Genomic DNA, 13,626 nt, shown 5'->3' with positions numbered 1-13,626 from the left:
GGCCTCCGACTTCGCGCAGACGCCGCCGCGCGCGTCCTCGCCGTACGCGAGCTCGCGGGCCGCCCGGCCGTCGTCGCCGGGCACGAACTCGCGGGCCGCCCGGCCGTCGTCGCCGCGCGCGAACTCGCCACCCGTGCGCTCGTCGTCGCCGCGCGCGTCCTCGTCCTCCCGTGCCGCGGCGGTGATCGCGGCGCGCAGGATGCTCGCCGCCGAACCGCGCGTCGTGGCGGGGGTGGCGGGCGCGAGACGTGCGGCGAGCTCGGTGGCGTCCGCGACTTCAGGCGACCGCCGCAGCACGGTGAGGACGAGGAGCGTCGCGCCGGCCGCGCGCGCGAGGGACGCGGCGGCGTGGAGCGCGCGCAGGGACTCCGGCGTCGGGAGGAGGCCGACGCCGATCGTCCCGAGCGCGCGCTCGCCGTGGCCCCGTGGGACCACCGCGACCGCGCGCGCCGAGCCGTGCAGTACGCGCTCCGCGGTGCCTCCGAGGGCGACGCGGCCGTGGCCGGCCGCCGCGGAGGAGCCGAGCACGGTCAGAACCGGCTCCTCGGCGGCGATCAGCCGTTGCAGCCCGGCCGCGGCCGAGCCGGCCCGCTCGACGCGCGCGCCGGCGGGGATGCGGGGTACGTCGTCGGGCTCGTCCGCGCCGTTCACGGCGACCGTCATGACCCGCGCTCCGAGCACGCCCGCGATGACACGGGCGAAACTCGCGGGAGCCGGGTCGCCGCTGCACGCCACGAGCACGGTGGACCGCATCGGCGCCGAACCTACGGGCGCGGAGGATGACGCTCCTTCACCCGGACCGGGTGAGGCTCGGTCACCCGAGTTCCAGCAAAGTTGCTGGAATCCACAACGGATCGGCAGGGATCTTGGAAAGTGAGCCTCTGGTCGTGCGCCTCGAGCGCGCGGTCCATCGCTTCCGGTTGCAATCGGCGCACAACCTGCTCGACGAGGCGTTCGCGTCCGTGCCGCCCGAGGCGTTCGTGCGCGACGTCGGCCGGCCCCTGCTCATGCGGCTCGACGACGCCGCCGAGCTGCGCTTCGCCCGCTCCCTGCTCGAGCTGCGCCTGCTCGCCCAGGCCCAGGGCTGGGAGCGCGTCCACGGGCCGCTCGTCGTGCTCGCCTGCGCCCCCAGCGACGACGACGTGCTCGAGCTGATCGCGATCGGCATCGCGCTCGCCGACCGCCACTGCCGGATCGCCTACCTGGGCGCCGCGACGCCGGTCGACGCGCTCGCCGAGGCCGTCCGCCGTCAGGACACCGCCGCGGTCGTGCTCGCTGCCGAGCGCGGCGCGCTGACCCGCCGCGACGGCGCCGAGCTGCGCGCGCTGCCCTGCCCGCTCGTGGTCATCGGCACCGCGCGGGCGGCGCTCGCCAAGGCGACGGACGGCGTCGCGCTCGACGCCGAGGCCGTCACCGCCCCCGCGCGCATCGCCGGCCTCGCGCGACGGCAGTCATCCCGGCGGAGCGACGAACCTTCACCCACCTGAGGCCCAACATGCTGCCTTCGCGGTATGAGCCTCAACTACGAGATCCGCGTACGTGGCCGCGTGGGCGAGCACCTCGCCGACGCTCTCGGGCTGGAAGCCGAGACCGAGCCGGTGGAGACGGTCCTGCGCGGGCCGGTGACGGATCAGGAGGGCCTGCACGGGATCCTCGAGCACCTGCAGGAGCTGGGCCTGGAGCTCGTCGAGGTCCGCCAATTGCCGCGCAAGGGCGGCGGCTGAGGCCCGGGCGCCAACGGCCCGTTTCCCGGTGCACGCGCACCGGTATCTGGTGGGTTTCACAAAACTCGACAAACCTTGCACGCTCACATAGGGTCCTTGGCAAGGACTCGCCGCATGGGGGCAAGTCCGCGTGTAGAAGGAGTGACGTTTGAGCTCACCGGCCGTCAGGAGGGCACCGGCTCTGGTCACGCAGTTCGCGGTCCCGCCGCTGCCGTTCGGCATGGTGGATCGCCCGCGGCTGACCGAGCGTCTACGCAGTGGGCTCAGCGAGCCCGTGACCCTCGTGTGCGCCCCCGCCGGGAGCGGGAAGACGGCGCTCGTCGCGGCGAGCGTGGAGCGCGCGGCGTGGGTGACGCTCGAGCCGACCGACGACGAGCCCGGCCGCCTGTGGGACGCGGTCCTGACCGCGCTGGAGCTGGCCGGCGCCGTGCCGAGCGACTCCGCGCTGGCGGGCCTGGCCGCGCCCGTGCGCGAGAGCCGGGACGCGTTCATGCCGCTGCTGGTCAACGCGCTCGCGACGCTCCCGGAGCCCGTGGTGCTCGTGCTCGACGACGTGCACGTGCTGCGCAGCCGCGAGTGCCTGACGCAGCTGTCGTTCCTGCTGCTGCACACGCCCGACACGGTGCGGCTGGTGATGACCGCGCGCAGCGACCCGCCGTTGCCGCTGCACGTGCTGCGCGTGCGCGGCCGGCTGGCGGAGATCCGCGCGACCGACCTGGCGTTCACGCTCGACGAGTCGCGGGAGCTGCTGCAGGCGCACGGCCTCGAGCTGCACGAGGAGCTGATCACCGCGCTGCACGGGCGCACCGAGGGCTGGGGCGCGGGCCTGCGGCTCGCGGCGCTGAGCCTGCAGGGGCGCGAGGACCCGGAGACGTTCGTGGCGGATTTCGCGGGCGACGACCGCGTCGTCGGCGACTACCTGCTGGCCGAGGTACTGGACCGCCAGCCGCCGAAGCTGCGCGCGTTCCTGCTGCGCACGAGCCTCGTGGACCGCATCTGCGGCAGCCTCGCGGACGCGCTCACCAACGACGGTCACGGCGCGGACACGCTCGCCACGCTGGAGCGCACCAACGGGTTCGTCCTGGGCGTCGACGGTCACCGCGAGTGGTTCCGCTACCACCGGCTGTTCGCGAAGCTGCTGCGCACGCGCGCCCAGCGTGAGCTGCACGCCGAGCTGCCGAAGCTGCACGCCCGCGCTGCGCGCTGGTACGCCGAGCGCGGCGGCTGTGTCGACGCGCTCGAGCACGCGGTGCTGGCCGGGGATCACGACCTCGCGGTGGAGGTCGTCGCCGGCCATTGGTTCGACCTCTACGTCCACGGCGACGCGGCCGCGGTCCGCAGGCTGCTCGCCAAGCTCCCGCCCGAGCGCCTGGAGCGCGACGCCGAGCTGTCCGCCGCGCTCGCGTGCGCGGCGCTCGACGTGGGCGACACGGACTCGGCCGAGCTGCACATCGCGCACGCCGAGCACGCCGACCTCCCCGAGCCGCGCCGGCGCCGCTACCTGGAGGCGATGGCGCTCGCCGGGCTCGGGACCGCCCGCCTGGAGGGCGACTTCGACGCCGCGCTGCGCGCCGCCGACGACCTCCTCGCCGAGGCCGCCACCCACACGGGCGACGATGACGGCGCCCGTGAGGCGCTCGTGCACGCGATGCTCGGCGAGACCGCGCTGTGGGCGCACGACCTGCCGCGCGCGGGGGAGGAGCTGCGCCGCGCGGTCGCCTCCGCTCGCGCCCACCGGCTCGACTATGTGGCGGTGTCGGCGCTCAGCTACCTCGCCCTGCACGACGTGATGATGTACGGCCCGGCCGACGAGCACGGGCACGGGCGCCAGGCGATCGAGCTGGCGGAGCGCCGCGGCTGGTCGCAGCTGCCGCAGACGGCGTGCGCGCACACCGCGCTCGCGCTGCACGCCTTCTACGACCTGCAGCCCCAGCAGGCCGCCGAGCACCTGGAGCTCGCGAAGGTCGTCGCGCGGCAGCTGCGGCGCCGGCACCTGGACTTCGTGATCTCGCACCTGGACGCACGCATGCACGGCGCGGCTGGCGCGCCCCGCGACGGGTTGCGCGCGCTCGAGGACTACGAGGCGCTGAACCGCCATCGCGGTCCGCGGCTCGAGCACGAGCTGGCCTCGGTCGCCGCGATGCGCGCGCGGCTGCTGATCCAGGCGGGCGAGCTGGAGGAAGCCGCCGCGACACTCAAGCTCGTCGAGGACGAGCCGTGGATGGCGGTGGGCTCCGCGGCCGCGCGCCTGGCGCTGGCGGTTGGTGAGCCCGCGGACGCCGTCGAGCTGCTGGAGGCGACGCTGAGCCATCCCGCGGTGCACGCGGTCACGCCGGTGGAGACCCGCGCGCTGCTCGCGATCGCGCTCGCCGAGAACGGCGAGCCGCTGAAGGCCACGCGGATGCTCGAGCAGGCCCTCACGCTGGCCGAGGCCAACCGCCACCGCTGGCCGTTCCTGGAGCTCGGCCGGCCGATGGAGGAGCTCCTGCGCCACCAGATCCGCGCCGGCACCGCGCACCGCGCGATCGTCGGCGAGCTGCTGGACGCGTTCGCCGACCGCGCGCCCGCGACCCGTCACGTCGCGCCGTTGCTCGAGCCGCTGTCCGAGCGCGAGCAGGCGATCCTGCGCTACCTGCCGACCGCGCTCTCCAACCGCGAGATCGCGGCCGAGCTGTTCGTCACGACCAACACGGTCAAGACGCACCTGCGCAGCATCTACCGCAAGCTCGACGTCGCCCGCCGGCGCGAGGCCGTCGAGCGCGCCCGCGACCTACGGCTCCTTTCCTCCCGGCGCTAGCGCCTCGGTGGAGAATCGACGGTGTGCCCGATGTGGTGCAGCCGTGGATGCCTCGGGTCGCACGCGGGCGCAGGCGGGCGGTAGCCCGTTGAGCTTCGCGGGTGGCGCGAGGCGCCGCGGATGTGCCGCAGCGGGTGCGCCGGAATTCTTCATCGGGGTGCCCACGCGTACCCCACCAACCCGAGCGGCAGGGGCAGCCAGTAGGAGAAGAGCCGGTAGGCGAAGGTGGCCAGCACCGCGTCGCCGGCCGAGACGCCCGCCAGCGCGAGCATGGCGGTGAGGCCGGCCTCGACGAACCCCAGGCCGCCCGGCGTGACCGGGATCTGCGCGAGCACCTGCGCGCCGCAGAACGCGAGCAGCACCAGCCCGGGCCGCGGGTGCGAGCCGATCGCGGCCAGCGCGGCGAGGAGGGTCAGGTAGTCGAACGTCCAGCGCCCGACGGTCGCCAGCAGCGCACGCTTCCAGCGCGGGCCGAGCGTGGTGAGGAGGCGGTCACGCTCGCGCAGCAGCCGGTCCGGCAGCGTGCGCAGCGGCTCCGAGCCGCGCCGGACGCGGTTGCGCGCTCCCTGTGCGACACGCCCGACCCACGCGAGCGCGCCGTCCTTGGTCAGCAGCACCGCCCCCAGCGCACTCGCGGCGACGAACACGCCCAGGCCGGCGAACGCCGTGTGCTCGAGCGTGTCGTTCACGCCGCCGCGCAGCAGCGCCGGGATCGCGAGCACCGGCATCGCCAGCACCATCGCGAAGACGAGCACGTTGACCGCGGTCAACGCGGTCACCGTCGCGGCCGGCGAGGCGCCCGCCCGGACGAGCAGCTTGTACTGCAGCGCGGAGCCCATCGCCCCGCCGCCCGGCGCGACCTTCGCGAGCGCGTTGCCCGCGAGCTGCGAGCTGATCACGGCGCGCCAGCGCACGCCGCGCATCGCCACCCACTGCAGCGCCCACAGGCACGCGAGCGCCGCCGCCTGCAGCCCCGCCATCGCCAGCAGCGACAGCCACGAGAAGCGCGTGATCTGCCGCCACGTCCCGAACACCTCGACGATGCTCGGGAACACGAGGTAGACCGACACGCCGGTGATCGCGAGCCAGAAGATCGTGCGGCCCAGGCGGCGCGGCGGCGCCGCCTCGGTCTCGACCGCGGTGTGCGCCTCGATCGCGTGCTCGACGCGATCGCCGAACGCCTCAGGCGGTGGCGCGTCCGGTCCCGTGGACGATGAGGGCGTAGATGACGAGGCCGTCAAGCACCAGGATCATGACCGACCAGATGGGGTACGCGCCGAGCGACATCAGGGCGACCACCGCGTTCAGCAACGCGAGGATCGCGCCGAGCGCCGGACCGAAGTCGTTCGCCCGGTAGATCAACCACGCCGCCAGGAGCTGCAGCGCGCCGACGACGAGGTACAGCGCGCCCCACATCGCGAGGTCGCCGAACAGCAGCTCGTCGGCGCGGAAGTAGTCGTCCTGCACGAGCGCCGCGAGCCCGTCGATCAGGTTGAAGCAGCCGAGCACGAAGAAGAGGCAGACCACGAACGCGGCCCAGTCCTGGCCCCGGCTGGATGAGGGTTGCGCGCTCATACCGCCACCCTCCGCCGCGCGCGGGTGAGCGCGGATCATTCCGCCGGGATGACCACGCGTCACCCGTGTGGCCGGGAGGGTGGACGGCGTGACCGACGTGGCGATCAACGACGAGGTCGAGCGGCTGCGTGCGCGCAACGCCGAGCTCGAGCGCCGCGTCGCGCGGCGGGTCCGCTGGCGCAGCACCGTCTCGGGGCTCCTCCTCGTGCTCGGCTGCGGGCTCGCCGTGCTCTCGCTCGTGGCGATCTGGCTGCGCGTCACGCTCCTCGACACCGACCGCTACGTGAGCACGGTCGCGCCGATCGCCGCGCAGCCCGCCGTCCAGGACGCCGTCGCCAAGCAGCTCGAGACCGCGATCTACAGCCGCGTCGACTTCACCTCGCTCGCCCGCCAGGTGCTGCCCGACCGGGCCGACGTGCTCGCGCCCGCGATCGAGACCGGCGCCAAGACCGTGATCAGCCAGCGGATTGCGTCCTTCACCCGCTCCGAGCAGTTCCAGACCCTGTGGGTGGAGGCCAACCGGCGCGCGCACACGCGGCTGGTGGCGCTCCTGACCACCGGGCGCTCGAACCGGCTCGTGCTCGACGACGAGACGCTCTACCTGGACCTCTCGCCGGTCGTGGACCGCGTGAAGACGGCGCTGAGCGAACGCGGGCTGAGCCGGATCGCGGCCGCGATCCCGCCGACCGTGGACGGCCAGGTCGAGCTCGTGCAGTCGTCGGCGTTCGCGGACGCCCGCGCCGGCGTGCGCTGGCTGAAGGCGATGGCGGTCTTCCTGCCGGCGCTCGCGCTGCTGTGCCTCGCCGGCTCGGTGTACTTCGCGAGCCGCTGGCGGCGCGGGCTGCTGCGCGCCGGGATCGGGGTCGCGCTGGCGATGCTCGGGCTGATCGCGGTGCTCGCCGTAGCGCGCTCCCTGTACCTGGACGCGCTCGGCCAAGGCGCGCTGCCGCGGGACGCGGCGTCCGGCATCTTCGACACGCTCGTCGCCCTCCTGCGCGACGGCGTGCGGGTCGTGGTCGTCGTCGCGCTGCTGGTGGCGCTCGTGACCTACCTCGCCGGGATGCCGCTCGGCCGCTACGCGCGACGCGTGTGGGGCTCCTCGCAACGCCGCTGGGTCGCGCGCTACCAGCGCACGCTGATGCTGATCACGGGCGGGCTCGGCCTGCTGGTGCTGTTCGCCTGGAGCCCGCTCACGGGCGGCGTGGTGCTGGTCACGCTGCTCGCGGTCGGCGTCGTCTGCGGGTTGATCGCCGCCCTCGGGCTAGAGGCCCGAGATCCCGTCACCGACCAGCTTCGCGCCGATGACCAGGAACAGGACGGCCATGATCACCGTGTTGTTGGCGGACATCCATGACCTGACGCGGTCGAGCAGCGGCTTGGACCGCTCGCCGAGCGCGAGGTAGATCGCCAGCGGCACGCCCGTGCCGAGCGAGCCGATGGCGACGAACACGGCGAACGCGATCGCCTGCTCGCCGGCGGGGATGCCGGTGCCGGCGATCGCGGCGGCGGCGCCCGCGGTCAGGACCAGGTTCTTCGGGTTGACGGCGGCGAGCAGGATCGCGATCCCGATCGCCTTGCCGGGCTTGAGCGTGTCCATCGCCTGCATCCACTTCGGCGCGGGCTTCTCGACGTCGCGGCCGCGCCACTGGTTGACGGCGAACACGAGCAGCAGCGCGCCGAGCGCGAGCTTGACCAGGCTCACCCACGTGGCGGGCTCGCCCGCGTCGGAGGCGTCGGCGCCGCCGGCCACGAGCAGGATCAGCCCGCCCACGAGCGTCAGGCCGACGATCCATCCGAGCAGGAACGCGAACCCGTTCACGCGGGCCCGGGGCGTCGCGAGGATCAGCACCACGGCGATGATCGGGAATGGGCTGAGCGCCGTGCCGACGGCGAAGGGGAGCAGCTGGCCGATCGCTTCAGTCATGACGCGGCATCGTGCGCGGCGCACGGGTGGGATCGCTTCACCCATGCGAGATGAAGCGCCCTCATCCGTGCCGTGCCGAGGATGCGCGCCATGCCCCTTCTCTTCCGTCCCCGACGCCCGCTGCTGCGTGGCGCGATGCTCGGCGGCACCGCGTACATGGCCGGCAAGGCGGGTGCCCGCGCGCAGGAGCGTGCCTACGCCGACCAGGCCTCCGAGGCCGAGCAGGAGGCGCGGCTGTCCGCGCTCGAGTCCACCCAGGCCCCGGCGCCGGCCGCGCCCGCTCCCGCGCCCGGTGGCGGCTCGGACCTCGTCGCCGAGCTCACCAAGCTCAAGGGCCTGCTGGACGCCGGCGTGCTCTCGCAACCGGAGTTCGAGACCGCCAAGCAACGGGTGCTCGCCGGGGGCTGAGCCGCCCTGCTGTTCTCGTCGCTGCGGGGCTACGACCGGAGTGGGCTGCGCGGCGATCTGATCGCCGGCCTGACGGTCTGGGCGGTGCTGATCCCCGAGTCGCTCGCGTACGCGAGCATCGCCGGCGTCTCGCCGGTCGTCGGCCTGTACGCAGCGCCGGGCGCGCTGCTGCTGTACGCCGCGCTCGGCAGCTCCCGCCACCTCGTGTGCGGGCCGATGAGCGCGACCGCCGCGCTGTCGGCGGCGACGGTCGCGGACGTGATCCCGGTCGGGGACAACCGCTTCGCCGCGTTCACCGCCGCGCTCGCGATCGCGACCGGGCTCGCGGCCCTGCTGGCGGGCCTGCTCCGCCTGGGCTTCCTCGCGAACTTCATCTCCGAGCCGGTGATCAAGGGCTTCATCGTCGGGCTCGCGCTGACGATCATCATCGGCCAGCTGCCGAAGCTCTTCGGCGTCGAGAAGGGCGACGGCGACTTCTTCGAGAAGGCGTGGGACCTGATCAGCAAGCTCGGCGACACGGACGCGCTCACGCTGGTGGTGGGCGTCGCGTCGCTGGCGGTCGTGCTCGGGTTGCGCCGGTTCGTGCCGGGCGTGCCGGGGTCGCTCGTCGCGGTGCTGCTGGGGATCGGCGTGGTGCAGGTCCTGGACCTCGACATCGCCATCGTCGGCCACATCGACGGCGGCCTGCCGTCGTTCGGCGTGCCCGACGCGGACTACGGCGCGCTCGCGGCGGGCGGCGTCGCGGTCATGCTCGTCGGCTTCGCGGAAGGGCTCGGCGCCGCGAAGACCTACGCCGCGCGCCAGCACTACGAGATCGACGTCAATCGCGAGTTGCTCGGGCTCGGCGGCGCGAACCTCGCCGCCGGCCTCTCGCAGGGCATGGTGGTCAACGGCTCGCTGTCGAAGACCGCCGTCAACGGCGCCGCGGGCGCGCGCACCCAGCTCTCCGGCCTCGTCGTCGCCGTGCTCACGGTCGTGACGCTGCTGCTGCTCACCGGGTTGTTCGAGTCGTTGCCGGAAGCCACTTTGGCGGCGGTCGTGATCGCGGCGGTGATCGAGCTCGTCGACTTCCCGGCGCTGCGGCGGCTGTACCGCGACACGTCGAGCGGGCTGCGGCGGGCGTACGGCGTCGCCGCGCGCCCGGACTTCATCGCCGCGCTCGCCGCGCTGCTCGGCGTGCTCGTGTTCGACACGCTGCCGGGCCTGTTCATCGGCATCGCGCTGTCGCTGCTGCTGCTCCTCTACCGCGCGTCCAAGCCCTACGTCGCGACGCTCGGCGAGCTGGGCGGCGCGTACGTGGACCTCGCGCGCAGCACCGACGCGCAGCCGATCGACGGCATCGCGCTCGTGCGGGTCGAGGGCGGCCTGTACTTCGCCAACGCCGAGGCCGTCCGCACGCACCTGCTGGATGCCGCGGGCGACGGCGTGCGCGCGGTGATCCTCGACGCCGAGACGATCCCGTTCGTCGACGTCACCGCCGCCGAGATGCTCGACCGCGTCGCCGCCGACCTGCGCCGACGCGGCGTGAAGCTCGTGATCGCGCGGGACGTCGGCCTCGTGCGCGACATGCTCGACCGCGTGGCCGAGGACGCGGCGCTGCACGACGTCTATCCGAGCGTGCGCGCGGCGATCAAGTCAGTAGGTGCAGTGCCCCGCTGAGCGTGAGCAGCGCGCCGAACACGAGCATCGACCCGGCCGCGACCGCGTGCATGTGCGCGATCAGCCACGTGCGCCCGGCCCCGAGGATGTGGCTCGCGCGCCGCGGCATCAGCACGTAGATCGAGAGCGGCATCAGGATGCACAGGTCGATCGCGACGACGAGCGCCAGGTTGGCGAGGATCGGGTCGCTGAGGTCGGCGCCCTGGATGCCCTGGAGCGCGGACAGGTAGACCGCGAGGTCGGCGGGGGAGATGAGCAGCAGCAGCGCGCCCATCCCGAGCGCCTTCAGCGCGGTGAGGTCGTCCAGCGCCTGCATCCAGCCCGGCGTGTGCGCCACCACCTGCGCGCCGACGCGGTGCCCGACGATCCGCCGCAGGCCGAACGAGATCAGCACCTGCCCGAGGATCAGGTTCAGGATCGCCTTGGTCGAGTCGGCGAGCCCGCCGCCGCCCGCGCCGAGCACGAGCCGCATGAACGCCGCGAGCGCGACGAGCACGAACGTCCAGCCGAGCAGCAGGCAGACCGCGTTGCGCAGCGCGTGGCGGTCGGCGGCAAGCACGGCGATCGTCGCGAGCACTGCCGCGGGCGAGAGGGCGCCGATCACGGCGGCGGAGATGAACTGCGTGAGGAAGACGTCCATCGCGGAGCGCGGATCGTCCGCGCCGCCGGAATGGGGCGGCATCGCCCACGGTGGGTGAGGCCGGGCCACCCACCCCGGACGGAGGATCGGGGCCATGAGCACACTCGTCGCGATCGCCTATCCCGATAAGTCCACCGCGGATGACGTGGTGGCCACGCTGAGCCGCCTGCAGACCGAGCACCTGATCTCGCTCGAGGACGCCGTCATCGTCACCCGCGACGACAAGGGCAAGGTCAAGCTGCACCAGACGAACAAGCTCGTCGCCGGCGGCGCCGTCGGCGGTGCGCTGTGGGGCGGCCTGATCGGCCTGATCTTCTTCGTGCCGTTGCTCGGCATGGCCGTGGGCGCGGCCACGGGCGCCGCGACCGGTGCGCTGACCGACGTCGGCGTCGACGACAACTTCCTCAAGGACCTCGGCACCAAGCTCGAGTCCGGCGGCGTGGCGCTGATCCTGCTCGTCCGCAGCGCCACGGCCGACAAGGTCCTGCCGGAGATCGCGCACTTCGGCGGCGAGGTCATCCAGACGTCGCTCGACAACGAGGCCGAGGAGCGGCTGCGGCACGCGCTCGAGACCCGCGAAGCCGCGGCCACCGTCTGAGCCGCTTCACACCCGTCTTCCTCGCCGGCTACCGGCGGGAGTGGCTGCGGCGCGACATCGTTGCGGGCGTCGTCGTCTGGAGCGTGGTCGTGCCGCAGGCCGTGGCGTACGGCCAGATCGCCGGGTTGCCGCCCGAAGCGGGATTGATGGCGGCGCCCGGCGCGCTGGTCGGGTACGCGCTGCTGGGCACCTCGCGGACGCTGATCGTGAGCGCCACCACGGCGACGTCCGCGCTCAGCGCCGCCGCCGTGGGTCCGCTCGCCGACGGTGACCCGGTCCGCTACGCCGCGCTGTCGGCCGCGCTCGCGCTGCTCGCGGGCGTGATCCTCGTCGCCGGCGGCCTGCTCGGCCTCGGCGCGATCTCCGACTTCGTCAGCAAGCCCGTGATGACCGGCTTCCTGTTCGGGCTCGGGCTGGTCGTGATGGAGGCGCAGCTGGACGCGCTGACCGGCGACAACGCGACGACCGTCGTCTTCGGGCTCGTCTGCATCGCCGTCCTGCTGGCGTTCAAGTTCCTGCGACCCGGGTGGCCGGCGATGTCGCTCGTGGTGGCGGGCGCGATCCTCGTCTCCTGGGCGCTCGGCCTGTCCGACCACGGCGTGGCGGTCGTGGGCGAGGTCCCGCGCGCGCTGCCCGATCCGACCTGGCCCGACGTCCACGGCGACGACCTGGTCGCGCTGCTGCCGATGGCCTTCGGCGTGCTGATCCTCTCCACGGAGGCCGTCGGCGTCTCACGCGCGCTGGCGGCGCAGCACCACTACGAGGTGGACACGAGCCGCGACCTGGCGGCGATGGGCGCGTCGAACCTGCTCGCCGGCCTGTCGTCGGGCTTCGTGCAGTCGGGCGGCGCGAGCCAGACCGCCGCGGCCGAGAACGCGGGCGGTCGGACGCAGCTCACCGCGCTGATCGCCGCCGCGCTGATCCTGCTCACCGGCGCGTTCCTCGGCCCGCTGTTCACGGACCTGCCGCAGACGGCGCTGGCCGCGATCGTGATCGTCGCCGTGTCCAGCTTCCTCAACGTGCGGGAGCTGCGCCGGATCGCGCGGCTGCGCCGCACCGCGATCGTGCTGGCCGTGATCGCCGGCGTGTCCGTGGTCGGGCTCGGCGTGCTCGAGGGCCTGATCGTGACCGCGGCGCTCTCGCTCGCGATCGTCGTCAAGCGCATCAGCCGGCCGCGGGTGACGGTCGCCGACGGCGTCGTCACGCCGCACTCGCCGCTGTTCTACGCCAACGCGCACGTCGTGCGGGAGGTCGTGCGTTCCCAGCCCGCACCGGTCACGCTCGACCTCCAGCACTCCTTCGACCTCGACGTCGAGACCGTCGACATGCTCGCCGACCTCGACGTAGAGCTGATCAACGTCCACCCACGCGCGGCCGCGATGCTCAGCCGGCGAGGTTGTAGCGATCTCGTCCGCCGTACGTGAACAGGCCCCAGATCACGATCACGTCGACGAAGAACAGCAGCATCGTCAGCACGGGGTAGCTCGCGATCGAGAGGAAGTTGGCGAGCATGTTCACGGACGCGAAGGCGATGCCGAGCCAGCGCGCCCACTCCTTCTGGGCGTAGATCCCGGCGGCCGCGGCCAGCTGCCCGGCGCCGAGGACGGCCAGCACCCAGCCCCAGAAGTTCAGGTTGGCGAGCACGAACTTGGTGTCGGCGACGAAGAACGAGGACTCGTCGATCATCGCGATCCCGTAGATCAGGTTGAGCACGCCGAGGATCGCGAGCAGCACGCCGGCGAAGATGAGCCAGGGCTTGCCCGGGTCGACGTCGTAGGTCGAGGGGTCGACGTGCATGTCAGTCCTCCCGGGCGCCGTGGGCGATCAGGCCGTAGATGACGAGGATGTCGAGCGTGAACAGCATCCCGGCCCAGAACGGGTACGCGGGCAGGACCAGGAGCTGGATGACGGCGTTGACCGAGACGATGGCCACGCCGACCCAGCGCGCGACGCCGACGTTCGCGGCGATGCCGAACGACGTCAGCAGCTGCAGCACGGACACGCAGATCAGCACCCAGCCCCACGAGTTCAGCCCGCCCAGCACGAACTCGGCCTGGCCGACGAAGAACGTCGACTCCGAGACGGCCGCGATGCCGTAGATGAAGTTCATGACGGCCAGCAGGCCGATCATGGAGGCGCTGAACATCACCCAGCCGGGCGAGCTGTCCGCGCCGAGGAAGACGCCGTCCGGTGGGCGCTGCTCAGCCCGGAAGCGCGTGGGTTCGACCATGCTCATCGGCCGAAGCTAGATCGCACCCGGAGCGCCCGGCATCGCCCGCGGTGGGTGATCCGGGCTCATCC

At 73.2% G+C, this 13,626-nt stretch carries 15 protein-coding genes; 8 read left to right on the top strand and 7 right to left on the bottom strand.

Annotated features, from left to right (window positions below; genetic code table 11):
* Positions 1–753 (bottom strand): universal stress protein (locus tag OJ997_RS24230; RefSeq protein WP_270027833.1); only part of this gene is annotated, 753 nt, incomplete at its 3' end.
* A gap of 134 nt (positions 754–887) precedes the next feature.
* Between OJ997_RS24230 and OJ997_RS24225 the strand changes: the two genes are divergently transcribed.
* The 3 genes from OJ997_RS24225 (at position 888) to OJ997_RS24215 (ending at position 4,521) form a co-directional block, all read left to right on the top strand.
* Positions 888–1,487, top strand: a complete 600-nt coding sequence (locus tag OJ997_RS24225) for a hypothetical protein (protein WP_270027832.1) — start codon at positions 888–890, stop codon at positions 1,485–1,487.
* 24 nt (positions 1,488–1,511) lie between these two features.
* On the top strand, positions 1,512–1,724 hold the full coding sequence (locus OJ997_RS24220; protein ID WP_270027831.1) for a DUF8691 family protein: 213 nt from the start codon (positions 1,512–1,514) through the stop codon (positions 1,722–1,724).
* 148 nt (positions 1,725–1,872) lie between these two features.
* Positions 1,873–4,521 carry a winged helix-turn-helix domain-containing protein gene (locus tag OJ997_RS24215; protein WP_270027830.1) on the top strand — a complete coding sequence of 883 codons (2,649 nt, stop codon included), beginning with the start codon at positions 1,873–1,875 and terminating at the stop codon, positions 4,519–4,521.
* 149 nt (positions 4,522–4,670) lie between these two features.
* On the opposite strand, the gene OJ997_RS24210 is transcribed toward OJ997_RS24215, so the two are convergent.
* Together OJ997_RS24210 and OJ997_RS24205 are read right to left on the bottom strand one after the other, a co-directional pair.
* Positions 4,671–5,762: a lysylphosphatidylglycerol synthase transmembrane domain-containing protein gene (locus OJ997_RS24210; RefSeq protein WP_270027829.1), complete on the bottom strand. Its 1,092-nt coding sequence runs from the start codon at positions 5,760–5,762 to the stop codon at positions 4,671–4,673.
* Entirely contained in the window at positions 5,704–6,096 is a 393-nt protein-coding gene (locus OJ997_RS24205) for a DUF7144 family membrane protein (protein ID WP_270027828.1), read from the bottom strand. The genes OJ997_RS24210 and OJ997_RS24205 overlap by 59 nt, the downstream gene beginning before the upstream one ends.
* 88 nt (positions 6,097–6,184) lie before the next feature.
* Here OJ997_RS24205 and OJ997_RS24200 point away from each other — a divergent pair, with 88 nt between their 5' ends.
* Positions 6,185–7,450: a hypothetical protein gene (locus OJ997_RS24200; RefSeq protein ID WP_270027827.1), complete on the top strand. Its 1,266-nt coding sequence runs from the start codon at positions 6,185–6,187 to the stop codon at positions 7,448–7,450.
* On the opposite strand, the gene OJ997_RS24195 is transcribed toward OJ997_RS24200, so the two are convergent.
* Positions 7,358–8,020: a GAP family protein gene (locus tag OJ997_RS24195; RefSeq protein WP_270027826.1), complete on the bottom strand. Its 663-nt coding sequence runs from the start codon at positions 8,018–8,020 to the stop codon at positions 7,358–7,360. The genes OJ997_RS24200 and OJ997_RS24195 overlap by 93 nt on opposite strands.
* 90 nt (positions 8,021–8,110) lie before the next feature.
* Between OJ997_RS24195 and OJ997_RS24190 the strand changes: the two genes are divergently transcribed.
* On the top strand, positions 8,111–8,428 hold the full coding sequence (locus OJ997_RS24190) for an SHOCT domain-containing protein (RefSeq protein ID WP_270027825.1): 318 nt from the start codon (positions 8,111–8,113) through the stop codon (positions 8,426–8,428).
* A 9-nt stretch (positions 8,429–8,437) separates the two neighbouring features.
* Positions 8,438–10,087, top strand: a complete 1,650-nt coding sequence (locus OJ997_RS24185; protein ID WP_270027835.1) for a SulP family inorganic anion transporter — start codon at positions 8,438–8,440, stop codon at positions 10,085–10,087.
* Here the strand turns inward: OJ997_RS24185 and OJ997_RS24180 are convergent.
* Positions 10,059–10,769 carry a GAP family protein gene (locus tag OJ997_RS24180; RefSeq protein ID WP_270027824.1) on the bottom strand — a complete coding sequence of 237 codons (711 nt, stop codon included), beginning with the start codon at positions 10,767–10,769 and terminating at the stop codon, positions 10,059–10,061. The genes OJ997_RS24185 and OJ997_RS24180 overlap by 29 nt on opposite strands.
* Positions 10,770–10,821: 52 nt before the next feature.
* On the opposite strand from OJ997_RS24180, the gene OJ997_RS24175 reads away from it, so the two are divergent.
* Both OJ997_RS24175 and OJ997_RS24170 read left to right on the top strand, forming a co-directional pair.
* Positions 10,822–11,325 carry a DUF1269 domain-containing protein gene (locus tag OJ997_RS24175; RefSeq protein WP_270027823.1) on the top strand — a complete coding sequence of 168 codons (504 nt, stop codon included), beginning with the start codon at positions 10,822–10,824 and terminating at the stop codon, positions 11,323–11,325.
* On the top strand, positions 11,322–12,749 hold the full coding sequence (locus tag OJ997_RS24170) for a SulP family inorganic anion transporter (protein WP_270027834.1): 1,428 nt from the start codon (positions 11,322–11,324) through the stop codon (positions 12,747–12,749). The genes OJ997_RS24175 and OJ997_RS24170 overlap by 4 nt, the downstream gene beginning before the upstream one ends.
* Here OJ997_RS24170 and OJ997_RS24165 read toward each other — a convergent pair.
* Together OJ997_RS24165 and OJ997_RS24160 are read right to left on the bottom strand one after the other, a co-directional pair.
* Complete coding sequence (locus tag OJ997_RS24165) at positions 12,709–13,122, bottom strand: DUF7144 family membrane protein (RefSeq protein ID WP_270027822.1); 414 nt, start codon at positions 13,120–13,122, stop codon at positions 12,709–12,711. The genes OJ997_RS24170 and OJ997_RS24165 overlap by 41 nt on opposite strands.
* Before the next feature lies 1 nt (position 13,123).
* Entirely contained in the window at positions 13,124–13,561 is a 438-nt protein-coding gene (locus OJ997_RS24160) for a DUF7144 family membrane protein (protein ID WP_270027821.1), read from the bottom strand.
* Positions 13,562–13,626 lie beyond the last annotated feature (65 nt).

Origin of the sequence: Solirubrobacter phytolaccae (assembly GCF_027587195.1) — a bacterium.
GTDB classification, from domain to species: Bacteria; Actinomycetota; Thermoleophilia; order Solirubrobacterales; family Solirubrobacteraceae; genus Solirubrobacter; species Solirubrobacter phytolaccae.
The sequence above is the reverse complement of the archived record's forward strand: the minus strand, read 5'-3'. Positions and strand labels throughout refer to the sequence as shown.

Excerpts from the sequence above, each read along its gene's own strand:
- OJ997_RS24220 (WP_270027831.1), top strand. The coding sequence starts at position 1,512 with ATGAGCCTCAACTACGAGATCCGCGTACGTGGCCGCGTGGGCGAGCAC.
- OJ997_RS24205 (WP_270027828.1), bottom strand. The coding sequence starts at position 6,096 with ATGAGCGCGCAACCCTCATCCAGCCGGGGCCAGGACTGGGCCGCGTTC.
- OJ997_RS24195 (WP_270027826.1), bottom strand. The coding sequence starts at position 8,020 with ATGACTGAAGCGATCGGCCAGCTGCTCCCCTTCGCCGTCGGCACGGCG.
- OJ997_RS24190 (WP_270027825.1), top strand. The coding sequence starts at position 8,111 with ATGCCCCTTCTCTTCCGTCCCCGACGCCCGCTGCTGCGTGGCGCGATG.
- OJ997_RS24180 (WP_270027824.1), bottom strand. The coding sequence starts at position 10,769 with ATGCCGCCCCATTCCGGCGGCGCGGACGATCCGCGCTCCGCGATGGAC.
- OJ997_RS24175 (WP_270027823.1), top strand. The coding sequence starts at position 10,822 with ATGAGCACACTCGTCGCGATCGCCTATCCCGATAAGTCCACCGCGGAT.
- OJ997_RS24165 (WP_270027822.1), bottom strand. The coding sequence starts at position 13,122 with ATGCACGTCGACCCCTCGACCTACGACGTCGACCCGGGCAAGCCCTGG.
- OJ997_RS24160 (WP_270027821.1), bottom strand. The coding sequence starts at position 13,561 with ATGAGCATGGTCGAACCCACGCGCTTCCGGGCTGAGCAGCGCCCACCG.